The following is an 18,246-nucleotide window of genomic DNA, read 5'->3' as shown; positions in this document are numbered from 1 at the left end:
GCCGGTGCCACGACGTCACCCGCCACCGTGCCGGTCACAGCCGGACGACCCCGCCGCCGGTGCTCCGGGTGGCCGGCAGCTGGGCCACCTCGGCGCGTCGGGTGTTGCCGAGACGGGCCAACGCCTTGGACACCGTGCCGGTGGCCGTCGAGCCGGCCCGGTCCAGGTCGCGTAGGCCGCCGTCGAGGTCGATGGCCTGCTCGCCGAGGCCGACGGTGAGCGCGATGGTCTCGCAGACGGCGTCCAGGTCGTCCAGTTCCAGCGCGTTCTGGCCGAGCAGCCCACGCCAGAAGTCGAGCACCTTGCGGTTGCCGGCGTAGTGGCTGCCGGCGGGGAGCAGGTAGTACGTGTCCCAGCGCTGGGTCACCTCGTCGACGATCTGCCGCAGCGGCACGTCCTCGCGCAGCCCGCCGCCGATGCGCCGGGCCACCTCGGCGGCCTTCACCTTCGGGTACGCCAGTTCGTCGCCGATGATGAACAGGTAGCCGCGCCGGCCGCGCTTGGACCAACTGTCGGTGACCGTGTGCCGGGCCATGAAGTAGAGCGCCAGCTCGTACGACTCCGTCATCTGGCCGCCACCGCCGCCCTCCAGCACGATCCGGCCGAGGTCGTCGTCCATCCGGTTGTCGGACTCGAACTGGCCCACCTGCAACGGCACCCGGTCACAGGTGGCGTCGCCGATCGCGCCGAACATGATCTGCGGGTCGCGGGCGTATCCCTGGCGCAGCAGCAGGCCCAGCAGTTGCGGCAACTTGGCCTGGAGGGTGCGGGGCACGTGCCCCATCGAGCCGGTCACGTCGAAGAGTACGGCGACCGGGGTGGACTGCGGGTGCTCGTCGGAGTCGCGGCTCTCCCGTACCGCGTCGCGCGGGTCCAGGGCCGGGTGCACCACCCGGGCGCCACCGTCGCTGTAGGCGAACGCGCTGGAGCCGGTGGCCCGGCGGTACCGGTCGGCGGCGTCGTACACGTCGGTGGACCACATTCCGCTGCCCATGGCAGCCTCCTTAGGGGTTGAGGGTGAAGGGTCGGAAGGTGCGCGGGCCGTAGCGGCGTTCCAGCACCTCGTCGAGTTCGCCGAGCAGTCGCCAGGCATCGATCGGGCGGGCGCGTAGGAACCGCTGCCGGCAGCCCCGGGCGAAGGCGAGTAGTTCGCGTGGGGCGCGCCGGCCCATCAGCCAGGTCATGCAGCGGGCGGCCATCGCGATGTCGGTGCCCGGCCCGGCGGGGCGGCGGTCGGTGACCTCGGGCGGGTACCAGTCCCGGTAGTCGGGGACCAGCGCCGGCACCACACCGTCGGTTTCCGTGGCGAAGCACCAGTCGACCAGCACGACGCCGTGCGCGTCCGGCTCGATCAGCACGTGTGGCGGCAGCACCGCGCCGTGCACCACGCCGGCCCGGTGGGCCAGGCCGAGCGCCACCAGCAGCCGCCGCCACATCCAGGCCACGTCGCGGGCGTCCAGCCCGTCCGGGTACGCCCGCCGCACGTCGACCAGGCTGTGCAGTCCGGGCGCGGTGGCGAGGACGTTGATCCGCCGCTCGGCTCCGGTGGCGGCGTCCCGGTGGGCGAAGCTGTCGACCAGCCGGGGCACGTACGGCAGCCAACGTGGGTCGCCCCGCTCGGCGAGCCGGCGCAGTGCGCGTTCCTCCCGAACCATCAGGTCGTTGTCGTTGGCGGCGCGGGGGAGCTTGAGCAGCCGGTCGGCGCCGACGTCGTACAGGTCGGCGAGGTCACCGGAGTACGCCGGCCGGCCGCAGCGGTAGCCACGCAGCTCGGTCACCTGGCGGGTCCGCCAGCGGGTGGTGACCTGGACGAACGCCTCGGTGGCCTCGGCCCGTACGCCGGGCCCGGCCCAGCCGAGCCGGTCGGGGTGCAGGGCCGCGACCAGTTCCCGGTAGCGGCGTTCCGGTGCGTCGGCGCCGAACAGTTCGTCGTCGTCGCGGGCCCCGCTGACCAGGCGGATCGCCTCGTCGGTCCTCATCGCACGGTCTCCTCTCGGGCCGGGCGTAGCAGCGCCGGATGCAGCAGCCGGGCGTCGCTGGCCCGGTAGAGCCGGGCCCGGGGGCCACCCCGGCTGCCGCCGCGCTCGGTGCTCGCGCCGGTGCTCTCCACGAAGCCCGGCACCGAGAGCACCTTGCGGTGGAAGTTGCCGGCGTGCAGCGGGTGCCCCCAGACCGTTTCGTAGACGGCCCGCAGCTCGCTGATGGTGAACTCGGGAGCGAGGAAGCGGGTGGCCAGCGGGGTGTACTCCAGCTTCGATCGGGCTCGCTCCAACCCGTCGGCGACGATCTGGCGGTGGTCGAAGGCGAGTTCCCGGCTGGTCAATTCGGCCACCGGTAGCCAGATCGCCTCGTCGGCGTCGGTGCCGGCCGTCGCGTCGGGCAGGTCCGGGGCGAAGGCGAGGTGGGCGACCGAGACGATCCGCATCCGGGGGTCGCGGTCGGGCGTGCCGTAGCTGGCCAACTGCTCCAGGTGTACGCGGCGCAGCCGGTCACCGCCGAGGCCGGTCTCCTCGGCCAACTCCCGGCGGGCGGCGGTGGCGAGATCCTCGTCGGGCCGGACGAAGCCGCCGGGCAGCGCCCAGTGCCCCGCGTAGGGCTGCTCGCCCCGGCGGATCAGCAGCAGGTGCAGCGCGTCGGCCCGGATGGTCAGGGCGACCACGTCGACGGTGACCGCAATGGCGGGATAGGCCTGCGGGTCGTACGCGGCGAGGAAGTCCTGCTCGTTCACGGCTCATCACTCTCACTCTGAGAATATCTCTATGTGAGAACAACATAGCGCGAAAAGGAGGGCCGGGCAAGTGCCCGACCCTCGCTCAGCGGATGGTGCCCACCAGCTGCGGGCGGCCCCGCTGGTCGTGCAGCGCGAAATCCCAGTCGGCGCCCGACCGCGCGGCGCTGAAGGCGACCGTGCTGGGCAGTGGCACCGGAAGCTTGAACGCCACCTGCACCGTGTACGCCTCCGGCAGCCGGTTCTCCAGCGCGGCCAGGCAACGCCCCTTGCTCCACATGCCATGGGCGATCGGCCGGGGAAAACCGAACAGCCGGGCCCCCAACTGCGAGGTGTGGATCGGGTTGTGGTCGCCGGAAACCCGGGCGTAGTCCGTACCGACCCAGGGCTCGACCCGCCAGCGGGCGGTGGCGGCCGACGGAGCGGGCGATTCCGTCCGGTCGCGCCGCTCACCGCCGACCGGGCTGCGCTGCCGCCCGAGGTACGTCGAGACGCCGCGCCACACCTCCTCCCCGTCGACGGACCCGACGAGTACGACATCGACCTGCCGCCCGCGATCGTGCGGACGCAGGTTCTCCGCCCAGGCGGTGAAGTCCAGCCGGTCCGTGACGGTGACCGGCCGACGCACGGTGATCCGGTTGCCGACGTGCACCACCCCGGTCAGCGGGATCGGAAACTCCGGTGCGGTGATCAGGCGCAGCGCCAACGGAAAGCCCATGACATGGGGAAAGGTCGCCGGCAGCCGGTCGGCCAGCCGGAACCCGCACACCCGGTCGTAGTCGGCCAGCCGCTGCGGGTCCACAGGTACCCCGCTGACGGCCAGTTCCACCGCCGGCACGTCGGCACCGCGCCGGCCGCCCAGCCCCGGCACCGCACCCAGCAGCGCCCGCCGGTACAGCGGCCCGGCCGCCGGCAGCCCGGACAGCTCGATCCGATCCCGGGTCGCCGGCTGCGGCACCCCGCCCGGGCCGTCGCCGAGGAGGTGCGGCTCCCCGGGAGCGCGCGGGTTGCCGGCTGGCCCGGCCGCCGGCAGCTGGTTCGCCGCCGAGCCGGTGTCACCGGTGACCGGACCCACCGGGTCCCCGGCCGCCCGGATCGACGCGGCGGCACTGGTCAGATCCTGGGTGGTGTCCCGGTCCCGGCCGTCCCCGCCGGGCGTGGCGAACGCGGCGGCCAGGATCTCCGGCGTCAGCGCTTCCGTGGGACCGTCGATCAGCTCGCCGACCGACAGGTCGTCGGACGGCTCCTCGCCGCGCCTGCGCCGGGCCATCACGCCCCCAGCAGGCTCTGGCCGCAGACGCGGACCACGTTGCCGCTGACCGCGCCGGACGCCGGCCAGGCCAGCCAGCTGATCGTCTCGGCGACGTCCACCGGCAGTCCGCCCTGGGCGAGGCTGTTCATCCGGCGGCCGGCCTCGCGCAGCATCAACGGAATGCGGGCGGTCAGCCGGGTCTCGATGAACCCGGGCGCGACCGCGTTCACGCTGATCTGCCGCTCCCGTAGCGCCGGGGCGAGCGAGTCGACCAACCCGATCACACCGGCCTTGCTGGTGGCGTAGTTGGTCTGGCCCCGGTTGCCGGCGATCCCGGCGATCGAGGAGACGCCGACGATCCGCCCGCCGGCCGGGATCAACTCCCGCTCCAACAGCAGGTCGTTGATTCGCTCCTGGCTGGACAGGTTGACGTCGATGACCTGATCCCACCGGTCGGCGTCCATCCGGCCGAGGGTCTTGTCCCGGGTTATCCCGGCGTTGTGCACCACCACGTCCACCCGCCCGTGCCGGCTGGACAGGTACTCGGCGAGCCGGGCCGGCGCGTCGGCGGCGGTCAGGTCGAGCTGCACCGCGCTGCCGCCGATCTCGTTGGCCACCCCGGCCAGCTCGTCCCCGGCGGCCGGGACGTCCAGCGCCACCACGGTCGCACCGTCGCGGGCCAGCACCCGGGCCAGCGCCGCACCGATGCCCCGGGCCGCCCCGGTGACCAGCACGACCTGCCCGTCCAGCGGGCGATTCCAGTCGATCGGCGCGGTGGCCTGGCCGGCACCGACCCGGATCACCTGGCCCGAGACGTACGCGGACCGGCCGGAGAGCAGGAAGCGCAGGGTGGCCTCCAGGCTGGTCCAGGTGCCCTCGTCGGCCCGGCCCGTGACGTGTACCAGTTGGGCGGTGATGCCCCGGCCGAACTCCTTGCCGATGCTGCGGGTCAAACCCTCCAGAGCCCGCTGGGCGGTCGCCTCGCGGGGCGTCGGGCACTCGGCCGGCGGGGTGCCCAGCACGATCACCCGCCCGCTGGGCTGCACGGCCCGGGCCTGCGGGTGGAAGAAGTCGTAGAGCTGGCGCAGCCCGGTCGAGTCGGTGATGCCGGTGGCGTCGTAGACGAGGGCGGCGCTGGCGGGCGTACGGCCGGTCGTCGGGTCGGGCACGGCGGTGGCCGGATCGCGCAGGGCGAGCCCGGCGGCGGCCAGGATCTTGCCGACCGGTTCGGCGAGCCGACCACCGGGGGCGGCGCCGAGCAGCACCGGCCCGGGGAGGATCGGCTCGCCGGGGGCGTACCGGCGCAGCCGCGGCGGATCGGGCAGGCCGAGGCGCTTGACCAGCGCCCGACCGGTGCCCGACTGGACGAAGCTCGCGTACCTGTCGGTCATAGGCGTAGCCTACTGGTGAGTAAGGTGTGGGCAACACTTACCAGGAGGCGGATCGTGCAGAACGTTCGACGGGTCGCGGTGATCGGCGGCAACCGGATCCCCTTCGCCCGCTCCAACTCCCGCTACGCCAGCGCCAGCAACTCCGACATGCTCGCCGCCGCGCTGGACGGACTGATCGCCCGATTCGGCCTGGCCGGACAGCAGTTGGGTGAGGTGGTCGCCGGGGCGGTGCTGAAGCATTCGAAGGACTTCAACCTCACCCGCGAGGTGGTGCTCGGCTCCACACTCGACCCACGCACCCCGGCGTACGACATCCAGCAGGCCTGCGGCACCGGCCTGGAAGCCGCCATCCTGGTCGCCAACAAGATCGCCCTCGGGCAGCTCGAAGTGGGCATCGCCGGTGGCGTCGACACCACCTCCGACGCCCCGCTCGCGGTCAACGAGGACCTGCGCCGCACCCTGCTCAAGCTCAACTCCGCCCGGACCCTCGGCGAGCGGCTGCGCATCGCCGCGAAGTTGCGCCCGGCCCAACCGTTCAAGCCGGAGATCCCACGTAACGCCGAACCGCGTACCGGGCTGTCCATGGGGGAGCACGCCGCACAGACGGCGCTGCGCTGGAACGTCGACCGGCAGGCGCAGGACGAGCTGGCACTGCGCTCGCACCAGCGGCTCGCCGCCGCGTACGACCGGGGGTTCTTCGACGACCTGATGACCCCCTACCTGGGGCTCACCCGCGACCAGAACCTGCGCCCCGACACCACCCTGGAGAAGCTCGGCGGGCTCAAGCCGGTCTTCGGTGCCAAGGGCCCGGACGCGGAGCGGGCCACCATGACCGCCGGCAACTCCTCGCCGCTGACCGACGGCGCGTCCACCGTGCTGCTGGCCAGCGGGCAGTGGGCGGCCGAGCGCAACCTGCCGGTGCTGGCCTGGTTCTCCTGGTCGGAGACGGCGGCGGTGGACTTCGTACACGGCGACGAGGGGCTGCTCATGGCACCCACGTACGCCGTGCCCCGACTGCTCGCCCGCGCCGGGCTGACCCTCCAGGACTTCGACTACTACGAGATCCACGAGGCGTTCGCCGCGCAGGTGCTCGCCACGCTGGCCGCCTGGGAGTCGAAGGAGTTCTGCGCCGAGCGGTTGGGTCTGGACGAGCCGCTGGGCGCCATCGACACCGACAAGCTCAACGTGAACGGCTCGTCGCTGGCCGCCGGGCACCCGTTCGCCGCGACCGGCGGTCGGATCGTCGCCACCCTGGCCAAGCTGCTCGCGGAGAAGGGCAGCGGTCGCGGCCTCATCTCGATCTGCGCCGCCGGCGGCCAGGGCATCACCGCGATCCTGGAACGCTGATCGTCAGGGCGTGCCGGCTATGCGGAAGGTGCGAGAAGAGTTGCCGATGCTCCGACCTTGACCTGGTCGGAAGGCATTGTCAGTCATCTCTACTGTGGACCACAGCCTGCGCCCCGGAGCCACCGGCGGCGCGCTACCAAGGAGTGGTCATGAGTGGTCAAGCCCTGCTCCGCACATCCATCGTCGCCCTGACCGCTGCACTTGTGGTCAGCGGTTGCGCCTCCACCGGCACCAGCCCGGAGTCCGCCCCGACTGCGGCGGCACCCAGCACCCCGGCAACCGTCGACCCGACCACCGCGTCCGACCCGACGGCCGCGCCCGACGACACCGCCGCCTCCGAGCCCACCGCAGACGGTACGACCAAGGGCGGTTCGACGGGCGGCGGCTCCACCGGCTCGACTGGCGGGGGACAGTCCGGGACCAAGTCGGGGACCGGGCCAACCATCACCTACTTCCGGGTTGCCCAGAAGCCTTCCTGCCCGGCCGGGACGAACGTCAACCCGATTCCCGGCACGCCGGTCGTTCTGGAGTGGAAGGTCAGCAACGTCGACTCCGTCGCCCTCTCCGTCGACGGTCAGGGCGTGTACGCCGACAACTACCCGCCCACCGGCAGCGAAACCCTCACCTTCCCCTGCGAGGGAGCGGGCGGCGACGTGCAGCGGCACACCTACCTGCTGACCGTGCGCAACGCTCACGGCAAGCAGACCAAGACCCTGGTGGTGACCGCGACCGTGAATGAGGTGGCAGAGGTGTGACCCGGGCCGACGGCGGCGTGAATCGTTTGCGCTAGCAGCTCGACAGGGACCGCGATGAGGCAGGCGAGGCTCAACGGCCCCGCAGGTCCGGCGAGAGCCGGGCAGAGTGCATCCAGTCATACCTGGCCGGGCGGCGTAACGGCGGTGCCGGAGGAGGCGGAGAATGGCAGCGTGACGACGATCCCGAACGTGCTCGCCAACCGGTACGCCTCGCCCGAACTGGTCGCGCTCTGGTCCCCGGAAGAGAAGATCCGGTTGGAGCGGCGGCTCTGGCTCGCCGTGCTCCGCGCCCAGCGGGATCTCGGTGTGCCGGTGCCCGACGGCGTGGTCGAGGCGTACGAGCGGGTGTTGGACGACGTCGACCTGGACTCGATCGCGGCGCGGGAGCGGGTGACCCGCCACGACGTGAAGGCGCGGATCGAGGAGTTCAACGCCCTCGCCGGGTACGAGCACGTGCACAAGGGCATGACCTCGCGGGACCTCACCGAGAACGTCGAGCAGCTCCAGGTGCGCCGGTCGCTGGAGCTGATCCGGGACCGGGTGGTGGCGACGCTGGCCCGGCTGGCCTGGCACGCGCACGAGTACGCGGACGTGGTGATGGCCGGTCGGTCGCACAACGTGGCGGCGCAGGCCACCACGCTGGGCAAGCGCTTCGCGTCGGCCGCCGAGGAGTTGATCATCGCGTACGAGCGGCTGGAGGAGCTGATCTCCTGGTACCCGCTGCGGGGGATCAAGGGCCCGGTGGGCACCGCCGCCGACCAGCTGGACCTGCTGGACGGCGACGCCGGGAAGGTGGCCGAACTGGAGCGGCGGGTCGCCGAGCACCTGGGATTCAGCCGGGTGCTGGACAGCGTCGGGCAGGTCTACCCGCGCTCGATCGACCTGGCGGTGATCTCCGCGTTGGCGCAGGTGGCGGCGGCGCCGTCGTCGCTGGCCACCACGATCCGGCTGATGGTCGGCCAGGAGTTGGCCACCGAGGGCTTCAAGCCGGGGCAGGTCGGCTCCAGCGCGATGCCGCACAAGATGAACACCCGATCGTCGGAGCGGGTGAACGGCTTCGCGGTGATCATCCGGGGTTACCTGTCGATGGTCGGCGAGCTGGCCGGCGACCAGTGGAACGAGGGCGACGTCTCCTGCTCGGTGGTCCGTCGGGTGGCCCTGCCCGACGCCTTCTTCGCCGCCGACGGGCTGTTCCAGACGTTCCTCACCGTGCTGGACGAGTTCGGCGCCTACCCGGCGGTGATCAACCGGGAACTGGAGCGCTTCCTGCCGTTCCTGGCCACCACCAAGATCCTGGTGGCGGCCGTCCGTCGGGGCGTCGGCCGGGAGACCGCGCACGAGGCGATCAAGGAGCACGCCGTCGCCGTGGCCCTGGCCATGCGCGAGCAGGGCAGCCCCGACAACGACCTCTTCGACCGCCTGGCCGCCGACTCCCGCCTGGGCCTCACCCGCCCCGAGATCGACGCCCTGGTAGCCAACCGCGCCGCCTTCATCGGCGCCACCCCCACCCAGATCCAGGCCATAACCGCCCGCATCACCAAAATCGTCGAATCCCACCCCACCGCCGCCACCTACACCCCACCCCCCATCCTCTAACCCCGCCCACCCCACACCACACCCCGCCCCACACCCCGCCCACCCCGCACCCCGCGCCCCGCGTGGTTGATCAAGAGGTTTGCGTCTGGGACCCGCCGGATTCAGACGCAAACCTCTTGATCAACGGAGCGAGGGCGGAGCGAGTGCGGAGCGAGGGCGGAGCGAGGGGCGGAGCGAGGGCGGAGCGAGGGCGGGGTGGGGGGTTAGGCGTCGCGGGTGGGGGTTTCGGCGGCGGTGCGGAGGGTGGGGGCGCTGGCGGGTTCGGCGATGCCGCCGGGAGTGTCGGCGAAGGCGGGGTCGTTGGCGGTTTCGGCCGCGATGAGCGGCTGGTCGGGAGGCATGACGTCGGGGACCTTGGGCGCCACGATCACGGCGGTGCCGTAGGCGCAGATCTCCATCCACATCTCGCCGCAGTCGCGGCTGTCGAACCGCATGCCCACCACGGCGTTCGCGCCGAGCCGGCGGGCCTCCTCGCCGAGCCGGGCCACCGAGTCGGTACGCCAGCGGGTCAGGTTGTCCGGCGCCATCGGGTCGTACGCGCCACCGCGCAGGTTCTTCACGCCCTCGCGGTACGGGTTGCGGGTCCTGGCCATCGAGGAGACCACCTCGCCGAGGATCTGGCGGATCTCGTAGCCGGGAAGTTGATCCGTCGTCACGACCAGCACATTTCCGATGCTGGCAGGCATCGCTGCGGCCCAACGTGAGCCTTGTTCACCTGATCGGATGCTGCAAAATGGCGCGGCGCGGACGGTGGGCGCGTAGCCCACCATCCGCGCCCGACGCGGCGCTAACCGTCAGACACCGGCCACCGAGGTGATCCAGGCCCGGTTGAACGCGACACTGCCGTAGTTCTGGATGTTCACGCCGTCGGCGGTGGAGGCCACCCCGACCTGTAGGCCGTTGTAGAACTGCGGGCCACCCGAGTCGCCCCGCCAGGCGTTGCCGTTGATCCGCGTGCTCCGGATCGCCTGCCCGCCGTACGCGTCGGTGACGCTGTTGCTGGTCACCCGGACCGAGGCGGTCTTCAGCTGGGGAGACGCCGAGCAGCCGCTGTAGCAGGTCATGCCCCAGCCGTAGATCGTGTTGGTCGAGTTGAGCGGCGGGTTGCTGCTGGCCAGCGAGACGTAGCTGGTGCTCACCGAGCTGGACAGGCGCATCAGGGCCAGGTCGTAGCGGCCGTAGGTGGCGCTGACGGTGCGGGTGACGCCGCCGGAGCCGTAGTAGACGCTGCCCACCCGGACGGACATGGTGCCGCCGATGCAGTGCCGGGCGGTGAGCACCCACTGCGGGGCGATGATCGTGCCGGAGCAGGTGAACGAGCCGTTGCTGAAGACTGCTGCGGCCCATGGCGCGGAGGAGACGGTTCCGCCGCCGATGATGTACGGGCTGGCGGGCGCGGCGACGGCGCCGGAGCTGGCGCCGAGCACGCCGGCCAGGGCTGTGGCGAAGACCGCGATCAGGGATCGGATGCGCATCGGTAGGGCTCCTTCGGGGTTTGCGGGACCCGGGTTAACCGGATCGACCTGCGGCGACGGGCGGGGGTGTTCCGTCACCGCGACGCCGATAAATCGACATCTGACGATGTACCGTAGGGCCAGGTGAGGTGTTTCACAAGAGGTTCATCGAAACACCGCGATGTAACAGCTGAATTTCCCGGTGTCGGCCCGGCTGCGCCCCGTGTCCGGCTTCGGCGACGGCTCGCTCACCCGCCTCAGCCGACGGTCGCCAGCGCCCGTGGCGCTGGCTCGTGGCGCGACCCGCCGGCAGATCCGGCAACAATGCCGTATCGGGACAGCAACGAACCCGTATCGTTCCCGAAGAGGCTGCACGGGCCGGCGTCAGGGCCGTCCCGATGGCGTCCCACCGGTGCGTCCACTGCGGTATCTGCCAGGTAGGCTGGCTGCGCTCGCCCGTTGTGGGTCGGCACCCAACTGCGTACACAGTCAGGAGTGCCCAGTGCCTCGCGTCGTCGTCGACGTCATGCTCAAGCCCGAGATCCTCGATCCGCAGGGCCAGGCCGTCGCAAACGCGCTGCCCCGGCTCGGCGTCAACGACGTCGCCTCGGTACGGATCGGCAGGCGGATCGAGATCGAGTTCACCGGTGAACCGGACCTGGACCGGGCCCGGGAGATCGCCGACAAGCTGCTCGCCAACCCGGTCATCGAGGACTTCACCGTCCGCCTGGTCGAGGCCGACGAGCGCGCGGAAGCCCGGTCGTGACCGCGCGGGTCGGTGTGGTGACCTTCCCCGGCTCGCTCGACGACGGGGATGCGGCCCGGGCCGTCCGGATCGCCGGGGCCGAGCCGGTCCGCCTCTGGCACGGCGACCCGGAGCTGCACGGGGTGGACGCCGTCGTCCTGCCCGGCGGCTTCTCCTACGGTGACTACCTGCGCTGCGGCGCCATCGCCCGGTTCGCCCCGGTGATGGAGACGATCGTCGACGCCGCCGCCGGTGGCCTGCCCGTGCTCGGCATCTGCAACGGCTTCCAGATCCTCTGCGAGGCCCACCTGCTGCCCGGCGCGCTCACCCGCAACCAGCACCTGCACTTCCGCAACCGCGACCAGATCCTGCGCATCGAGTCGACCGGCACCGCCTGGACGAACACCTTCCAGCCGGGGCAGGAGGTGCTGATCCCGGTCAAGAACGGTGAGGGTTGCTACGTCGCCGACGCCGCGACGCTGGACGCACTTGAGGCCGAGGGCCGGGTCGTCGCCCGATACGTCGGCGGCAACCCCAACGGGTCACAGCGGGACATCGCGGCCATCACCAACCCGGCCGGCAACGTGGTCGGCATCATGCCGCATCCCGAGCACGCGGTGGAGGCGCTCACCGGCCCCTCCCTCGACGGCCTCGGCTTCTTCACCTCGGTGCTCAAGCACCTGGTGGGGGCGCCGGCGTGACCGTTCGCGTCGGGATCATCGGTCGGCTCACCCGCCCCCAGGGCGGCGAGCGCAACGAGGAGAGGTCATGACTACGCATCCGGACCCGGTACGGGAGACCCCGGAGGCAGTCCCGGCCGCGCCGGCACAGCCGGTCCAGCCGCGTCCGGCCGACGCGCCGCAGGCCACCCCGGCCCGGCACGCCGCCGGCCCGGCCGACTGGGCGGACGGGGTGGACACCGTGCCGCGCGCCGAGGGCACCCCGGAGGAACTCCAGCCCTACGCCGAGTTGGGGCTCCGGGACGACGAGTACGACCGCATCCGGCACATCCTGGGCCGCCGGCCCACCCAGTCCGAGCTGGCGATGTACTCGATCATGTGGAGCGAGCACTGCTCCTACAAGTCCAGCAAGGTGCACCTGCGCCAGTTCGGTGAGAAGGCCCCGCCGAGCGACCGGCTGCTGGCCGGCATCGGAGAGAACGCCGGTGTGGTGCGGGTCTCCGACGAGTTGGCGGTGACCTTCAAGGTCGAGTCGCACAACCACCCGAGCTTCGTCGAGCCGTACCAGGGCGCGGCGACCGGCGTCGGCGGCATCGTCCGCGACATCCTCGCCATGGGTGCCCGCCCGGTGGCCGTGATGGACCCGCTGCGCTTCGGCGCCGCCGACCACCCCGACACCGCGCGGGTGCTGCCCGGCGTGGTCGCCGGGGTCGGCGGGTACGGCAACTGCCTCGGTCTGCCCAACATCGGCGGCGAGGTGGTCTTCGACCCCTGCTACCAGGGCAACCCCCTGGTCAACGCGCTCTGCCTCGGCGTACTGCCGGTGAGCCGGTTGCAGAACAAGGCCGCCGTCGGCCCCGGCAACGTCGTGGTGCTGATGGGCGCCAAGACCGGGCGGGACGGCATCGGCGGTGTGTCGGTGCTGGCCAGCGCGACCTTCACCGAGGGCAGCGAGCAGCGCCGCCCGTCGGTGCAGGTCGGCGACCCGTTCATCGAGAAGCTGCTGATCGAGGCGTGCCTGGAGCTGTACGACGCCGAACTGGTCGCCGGCATCCAGGACCTCGGCGGCGCCGGGCTCACCTGTGCGCTCACCGAGACCGCCGCGGCGGCCGGCACGGGCATGCGGGTCTGGCTGGAGCGGGTGCCGCTGCGTGAGCCGTCGATGGACCCGCACGAGATCCTGGCCAGCGAGTCGCAGGAGCGGATGCTCCTGGTCGTCGAGCCGGCCAAGCTCGAAGCCGTCCTCAAGACCTGCGAGAAGTGGGGCGTGCTGGCCACCGCGATCGGCGAGGTCACCGCGCCGGAGCCGGACGGCCAGCCGGGCCGGCTGCTGATCACCTGGCGGGATCACCTGGTGGTGGACGTGCCGCCCGGCTCGCTGGTGGACGACGGCCCAGTCTACGCCCGTCCGATGCGCGAGCCGGCCGACCTGATCCTGCTCCAGGCCGACCGCGCCGAGACGTTGCCCCGGCCGAGCGACCCGGACGCGCTGCGCGAGACCGTGCTGCGCATGATCGCCTCGCCGAACCTCGCCGACAAGACCTGGGTCACCGAGCAGTACGACCGCTACGTGCTGGGCAACACCGTGCTCGCCCAGCCGGAGGACTCGGGCGTGATCCGGATCGACGAGCGGACCGGCCTGGGCGTGGCGCTGTCGGTCGACGGCAACGGCCGGTACGCCCGGCTCGACCCGTACCACGGTGCCAAGCTGGCGCTGGCCGAGGCGTACCGGAACGTGGTGGTCACCGGGGCGACGCCGATCGCGGTCACCGACTGCCTGAACTTCGGCTCGCCGGAGGACCCGGGCGTGATGTGGCAGTTCGCCGAGGCGGTTCGCGGCCTGGCCGACGGCTGCGCCGAACTGGGCATCCCGGTGACCGGCGGCAACGTCAGCTTCTACAACCAGACCGGGGCGGCGGCGATCCACCCGACGCCGGTCGTGGGTGTGCTCGGCGTGCTGGAGAACGTTGCCGACCGGGTGGCGACGGGCTTCGCCCCGCAGCCCAGCAGCGGTGACCACGACCAGCTCTTCCTGCTCGGCGAGACGCACGTGGAGCTGTCCGGTTCGGAGTGGGCCTGGGTGACCCACGAGCACCTCGGTGGCGTACCCCCGCACGTCGACCTGGCCCGCGAGAAGCAACTCGCCGGGCTACTGGCCGCCGCCGCCCGGGTGGGCCACCTCAGCTCGGCGCACGACCTCTCCGACGGTGGCCTCGCGCAGAGCCTGGTGGAGTCCTGCCTGCGCCACGGCGTCGGTGCCAGGGTCGCGGTGCCGGAGCGCTTCGAGGGCAGCTCGATGCCCTTCGTCTTCCTGTTCAGCGAGTCTGCCGGCCGGGTGCTGGTCTCGGTGCCGCGCGGCCACGAGAAGGCGTTCACCGCGCTCTGCGGCGAGCACGGCGTGCCGTGGGAGTTGATCGGTGTCACCGATCCCTCGGGTGGCGCGCTGGAGGTGCGCGGCCAGTTCCGGATCGACCTGGACGAGCTGCGTGAGGCGCACAGCGGCACGCTGCCGGCCCTGTTCGGCGGCGTCCAGCCGTTCGAGGTGGCCGTCGAGGTGCCAGCGGACGAGCCGGTGACGCAGTACAGCGTGGTCGAGGCCGCGCCGGTGGATGACGTCGCACCGACGACCGGGGATGACGCCGAGGCGGCCGTACCGGCGGCGGACGACGTCGCGCCGTCCGCCGGTGAGGGCGACCGGCCGGCCGAGCGGGCGGCACCGCCGGTCCGCCAGCCGACCCCGCAGCCGGTCGAGGCAGCTGGCGACGGGCCGGTGGGACAGGACGCCGCAGCCGGCGACGGCCCGGCCGGGTCGGACGCCGCAACCGCCGAGGGCGAGGCCAACGGCACGCCGGGCACGCAACCGTCGGCGTCCGACGAGCGCTGAGGCGTTGACCCGGCCCGTCTTCGGCCAACCCGGATCCGGGGCCCGGTTCGACTGGGGCCTCGCGGGGGCGGCCGAACTCGGCCGGGTCTGCGCGGTGTTGGTGGTGGTGGACGTGCTCTCGTTCACCACCACCGTCGAGGTGGCCGTCGGGCGGGGCATGCGGGTGCATCCCTTTCCCTGGGGCGAACAGGCCGCCGACTATGCCCGCCGGGTCGGTGCCGTCCCGGCCGCCGGCCGCCGGCAGGCCACCCCCGAACATCCGTGGTCGCTGTCGCCGGCCGCGTTGAGCCGGGCGCCGGTCGTGTCCGACCTGGTGCTGCCAACGCCGAACGGGTCGGCGATCAGCGCGGCCGCCAGCGCCACCGGCCTACCGGTGATCGCGGCCAACCTGCGCAACGCCCGCGCCGTCGGGCGCTGGCTACTGCGTGAGGGGTACGGCTCGACCGCCCAACCGATCGGCGTGATCGCCACCGGCGAGCGATGGCCGGACGGCTCGCTGCGCCCGGCAGCCGAGGATCAGCTCGGCGCGGCGAGCGTGCTGGACGCGCTCTCCGGGGTGTCGGGCGGCCTGTCGGTGGAAGCGGCCGTGGCCCTGGCCGCGCTGGCCAGCATTCCGGACGTACCCGCAGCGGTTCGGGGCGGCGTCTCGGGCCGGGAGTTGATCGAGGACGGCTTCGCCGAGGACGTCGAGATCGCCGTACGCATCGACACCTCAGAGGTCGTGCCGGTGCTGCGGCACGGCGTCTTCACCAACGCCTGACGAAGAGCGGCACCTGCGGTGCCGACGGCAACGGCGCGGCGCGGCGGACCTCGTCCCCCGTCACCGCGCCGCTGTCACAAGATGCGGCCTGGCAGGTGTCGCGCTGTCAGGTGTGTCGCTCCCCAGGAAGGGGCGCTCAGTCGTCCAGCCAGTCGAGTCGGCGTCCGCCGCGCTCGGCCGCCGGTCCGCCATCGGGCCGACCCCGGCCGGTCTGTGCCGAATCGCCGTACGCGCCACTGCCCTGTTCGTAGCTGCTGTTCTCGTAGCCACCGCGCTGGCGTGGCGGCTCCTGACCGTACCCGCCGCCGCCCTGGTCGTAGCTGTTGTCGTAGCCACCACCGCGCTGCTGCGGGGGCTCCTGGCCGTAGCCGCCGCCCTGGCCGTACCCACCCTGACCGTAGCGGCCGGAGTCGTCGTAGTTGCCGCCCTGGCCGTAGCCGCCAGCCGGTTGCCCGTATCCGCCGCCCTGGCCGTACCCACCGGCTGGTGCGCCGTAGCCGCCGGTGGACTCGCTCTGGCCGTACCCGCCGGTCGGCTCGCCCTGGCCGTACCCGCCGGTCGGCTCGCTCTGGCCGTATCCGCCGCTCGGTGCGCCCTGGCCGTATCCGCCGGCTGGTGCGCTCTGCCCGTAGCCGCCGGTCGGCTCGCTCTGGCCGTATCCGCCGCTCGGTTCACTCTGGCCGTAGCCGCCGGTCGGGGTGCCCTGGGTGTAGCCACCGCGGTCGCCCGAACCGTATCCGCCGGTGGGCTCGCTCTGGCCGTACCCGCCGGTGGGCTCGTTGCGGCCGTAGCCCCCAACGGGCTCGTTGCGGCCGTAGCCGCCGGTCGGCTCGTTACGGCCGTAACCGGTGGACTCGGACTGACCGTAGCCCTGGCCCGCCTCGGGCTCGTACACCCCGGTCGCGTACGGGTCGGCGGGCGCCGGGTAGCGGGTCTCCTCACCGTTGTAGCGGCCGGTCGGCTCGTCGTACCGCTCGCCGCCGTAGCCACCGGCACCAGCAGCACCAGCAGCCCCAGCGGCGCCACCGGCCGGCGGGTAGTCGGCACCGGCACTGCCGGCGCCATAGTCACGGCTGCCGTAGCCACCGCCCGACGAGGGGTTGTTGCCGTACCCGCCACCGGAGGAGGGAGCGTTGCCGTAGCCACCACCGGAAGATGGGGCGTTGCCGTAGCCGCCACCGGAGGACGGGGCGTTGCCGTAGCCGGCGGCGCCGTATCCGCCGGGCTCGTCGCCGTAGCCCCCGCCGGACCATGCCTGGCCGGCGCCGCCCGCAGCGCCGTACGGCTGTGCGGGCGCGCCGTACGGGTCCGGCGGTACGTCATCGACGACCGGCTGATGCATCATCGTCGGCGCGTTGCTCATCGCGGGACCGCCGACCATGGTCGGGTCCGGCGTGTTGCCGACCCGGTTCACCACCCGGGTCTGGTCGTCCGCGCTGGCGAAGGAGCCCCGCGAAGCCGGCACGGCGCCACCGGGGGCACCAGCGGGAGCGTCCCCGTCCACCTCGGCGTCCTCGTTCTCCTTGCGCTTCATCCAGAGCAGCACGATCGTGCCGACACCGACCGCCACGAAGAGGCCGCCGAGCAGGACCAGCAGCCAGCTGCCGAAGCCGCCGGAATCCTCGTTGCTGGCCTGCGTCTGGGCAGGCGCGCTCTCGCCGGGCGTCTCCTCCTCCTCGGTCAACTCGTCGTCGAACGGGTCCTCGGTGGGCACCGCCGACTCGGAGGCCGAGGGAGTGGGGCTCGGGCTGTTCGACGCCTGGATGGCGAGGGTGATCCGCTGCCCGGTGACGCTCTGACCCGCGTTCGCCGTGAAGCTCACGACCTCGCGGATGTTGTTCGCGCTCGCACCGAGATCGATCCGACCCGGCGCGATGGGCCGGTCGGTGGTGCCGGTGAAGCGGAAGTTGCCGTCGGAGTTGGTGGTGGTGTCGTACTGCTTACCGGCGCTGTCCTTGAGCAGGACGTACGCGTTCGGCACCCCGTCACCGGCCTGGTTGACCACCTTGCCGGAGATCGACCGAACCGTCTGCGGCGCCTGGCTGGTCGGCGGCGGCGGCGGGGCAGCAACCATCGTGACGGTTGTCGATGCCTGCTCCTCCTGTCGGATCACGCCCTGGGAGTCGACGGCCTTGACCGTGATCGTGGCAGACCCGTTGGAGGCGTCATTGGCGAGCCGGAAGGTCGCCTGGAAAGTGCCACTGGCGTCAACCCGCCTGCGCTCGCAGCCGTCAACGCAGCTCAGCTTTCCGTTATTCGAGCTGACGGTGATGTCCGCAGGGACCGCGCCATCTTCGAAGCTGAGCGAGTAGCTCACCGTGGTGGTCTTGCCCGCTTCAACGGCGCTCGGAGAGGCCGAGACATTGTTGACGCTCGGGGCGGCGAGGGCGGGTGTGGCGGGGACCGCGAGCAGGGCACCCACAATCAGCGCCACGACCACACCGGCCCGCTTTTGCCAGGCTCGTCGGTGTGTTGACACGTCCACCGCCTTCCGGACTGACCTCCCATGGCCGGGCAGGTGCCGGGCCGGGGAACATCACGGTACGAATACGCCGTCGGCAACTATGCCTTGTCGGGGCGGATCGGCGCGACCCAGGGCCAGCGTGATGCTCGGCGCGGGGAGGCCGTATCGTCCCGTCGTGTCCTCTCCGTAC

At 72.2% G+C, this 18,246-nt stretch carries 15 protein-coding genes; 7 read left to right on the top strand and 8 right to left on the bottom strand.

From position 1 onward, the window contains the following. Positions 1 to 34: 34 nt before the first annotated feature. From E0H26_RS25955 to E0H26_RS25935, 5 genes are all read right to left on the bottom strand, one after another. Positions 35 to 994, bottom strand: coding sequence for a hypothetical protein (locus E0H26_RS25955; protein ID WP_131308217.1), 960 nt, complete (start codon positions 992 to 994; stop codon positions 35 to 37). A gap of 10 nt (positions 995 to 1,004) precedes the next feature. Then, a complete protein-coding gene (locus E0H26_RS25950) occupies positions 1,005 to 1,979 on the bottom strand; it encodes a serine/threonine protein kinase (RefSeq protein WP_131308214.1) in 975 nt (324 codons plus the stop codon). Next, positions 1,976 to 2,728 carry an NUDIX hydrolase gene (locus E0H26_RS25945; protein ID WP_131308211.1) on the bottom strand — a complete coding sequence of 251 codons (753 nt, stop codon included), beginning with the start codon at positions 2,726 to 2,728 and terminating at the stop codon, positions 1,976 to 1,978. Before E0H26_RS25945 ends, E0H26_RS25950 begins: the two co-directional genes overlap by 4 nt. Before the next feature lie 85 nt (positions 2,729 to 2,813). After that, entirely contained in the window at positions 2,814 to 3,998 is a 1,185-nt protein-coding gene (locus E0H26_RS25940; protein WP_420812890.1) for a MaoC/PaaZ C-terminal domain-containing protein, read from the bottom strand. Then, entirely contained in the window at positions 3,998 to 5,371 is a 1,374-nt protein-coding gene (locus E0H26_RS25935; RefSeq protein WP_131308208.1) for a 3-oxoacyl-ACP reductase, read from the bottom strand. Before E0H26_RS25935 ends, E0H26_RS25940 begins: the two co-directional genes overlap by 1 nt. 54 nt (positions 5,372 to 5,425) lie before the next feature. On the opposite strand from E0H26_RS25935, the gene E0H26_RS25930 reads away from it, so the two are divergent. The 3 genes from E0H26_RS25930 (at position 5,426) to purB (ending at position 9,069) form a co-directional block, all read left to right on the top strand. Then, positions 5,426 to 6,718, top strand: a complete 1,293-nt coding sequence (locus E0H26_RS25930; protein WP_131308205.1) for an acetyl-CoA C-acetyltransferase — start codon at positions 5,426 to 5,428, stop codon at positions 6,716 to 6,718. Positions 6,719 to 6,867: 149 nt separating this feature from the next. After that, a complete protein-coding gene (locus E0H26_RS25925; RefSeq protein ID WP_131308202.1) occupies positions 6,868 to 7,473 on the top strand; it encodes a hypothetical protein in 606 nt (201 codons plus the stop codon). A 171-nt stretch (positions 7,474 to 7,644) separates the two neighbouring features. Then, positions 7,645 to 9,069, top strand: a complete 1,425-nt coding sequence (gene purB, locus E0H26_RS25920; RefSeq protein ID WP_131308199.1) for an adenylosuccinate lyase — start codon at positions 7,645 to 7,647, stop codon at positions 9,067 to 9,069. 203 nt (positions 9,070 to 9,272) lie between these two features. Here purB and E0H26_RS25915 read toward each other — a convergent pair whose 3' ends face one another. Both E0H26_RS25915 and E0H26_RS25910 read right to left on the bottom strand, forming a co-directional pair. Continuing rightward, positions 9,273 to 9,839, bottom strand: coding sequence for a YbjQ family protein (locus tag E0H26_RS25915; protein WP_131308196.1), 567 nt, complete (start codon positions 9,837 to 9,839; stop codon positions 9,273 to 9,275). Positions 9,840 to 9,863: 24 nt separating this feature from the next. Next, positions 9,864 to 10,544 carry a S1 family peptidase gene (locus E0H26_RS25910; protein WP_131308193.1) on the bottom strand — a complete coding sequence of 227 codons (681 nt, stop codon included), beginning with the start codon at positions 10,542 to 10,544 and terminating at the stop codon, positions 9,864 to 9,866. A gap of 481 nt (positions 10,545 to 11,025) precedes the next feature. On the opposite strand from E0H26_RS25910, the gene purS reads away from it, so the two are divergent. The 4 genes from purS to E0H26_RS25890 all read left to right on the top strand — a co-directional run bounded on the left by purS (position 11,026) and on the right by E0H26_RS25890 (position 15,592). Beyond that, on the top strand, positions 11,026 to 11,289 hold the full coding sequence (purS, locus tag E0H26_RS25905; RefSeq protein ID WP_131308191.1) for a phosphoribosylformylglycinamidine synthase subunit PurS: 264 nt from the start codon (positions 11,026 to 11,028) through the stop codon (positions 11,287 to 11,289). Continuing rightward, the gene (gene purQ, locus E0H26_RS25900; RefSeq protein WP_131308188.1) at positions 11,286 to 11,969 is read left to right on the top strand and encodes a phosphoribosylformylglycinamidine synthase subunit PurQ; all 684 of its coding nucleotides are present in this window, start codon (positions 11,286 to 11,288) and stop codon (positions 11,967 to 11,969) included. The genes purS and purQ overlap by 4 nt, the downstream gene beginning before the upstream one ends. Positions 11,970 to 12,036: 67 nt before the next feature. After that, the gene (purL, locus tag E0H26_RS25895; protein ID WP_240742379.1) at positions 12,037 to 14,832 is read left to right on the top strand and encodes a phosphoribosylformylglycinamidine synthase subunit PurL; all 2,796 of its coding nucleotides are present in this window, start codon (positions 12,037 to 12,039) and stop codon (positions 14,830 to 14,832) included. Positions 14,833 to 14,836: 4 nt separating this feature from the next. Beyond that, the gene (locus E0H26_RS25890) at positions 14,837 to 15,592 is read left to right on the top strand and encodes a 2-phosphosulfolactate phosphatase (protein ID WP_131308185.1); all 756 of its coding nucleotides are present in this window, start codon (positions 14,837 to 14,839) and stop codon (positions 15,590 to 15,592) included. Between the two features lie 136 nt (positions 15,593 to 15,728). Here E0H26_RS25890 and E0H26_RS25885 read toward each other — a convergent pair whose 3' ends face one another. After that, positions 15,729 to 18,032, bottom strand: a complete 2,304-nt coding sequence (locus tag E0H26_RS25885; RefSeq protein ID WP_240742381.1) for a carboxypeptidase regulatory-like domain-containing protein — start codon at positions 18,030 to 18,032, stop codon at positions 15,729 to 15,731. Positions 18,033 to 18,246 lie beyond the last annotated feature (214 nt).

The sequence above is a fragment of the Micromonospora zingiberis genome, assembly GCF_004331455.1.
In the GTDB taxonomy this organism is placed as follows: Bacteria; Actinomycetota; Actinomycetes; order Mycobacteriales; family Micromonosporaceae; genus Micromonospora; species Micromonospora zingiberis.
The sequence above is the reverse complement of the archived record's forward strand: the minus strand, read 5'-3'. Positions and strand labels throughout refer to the sequence as shown.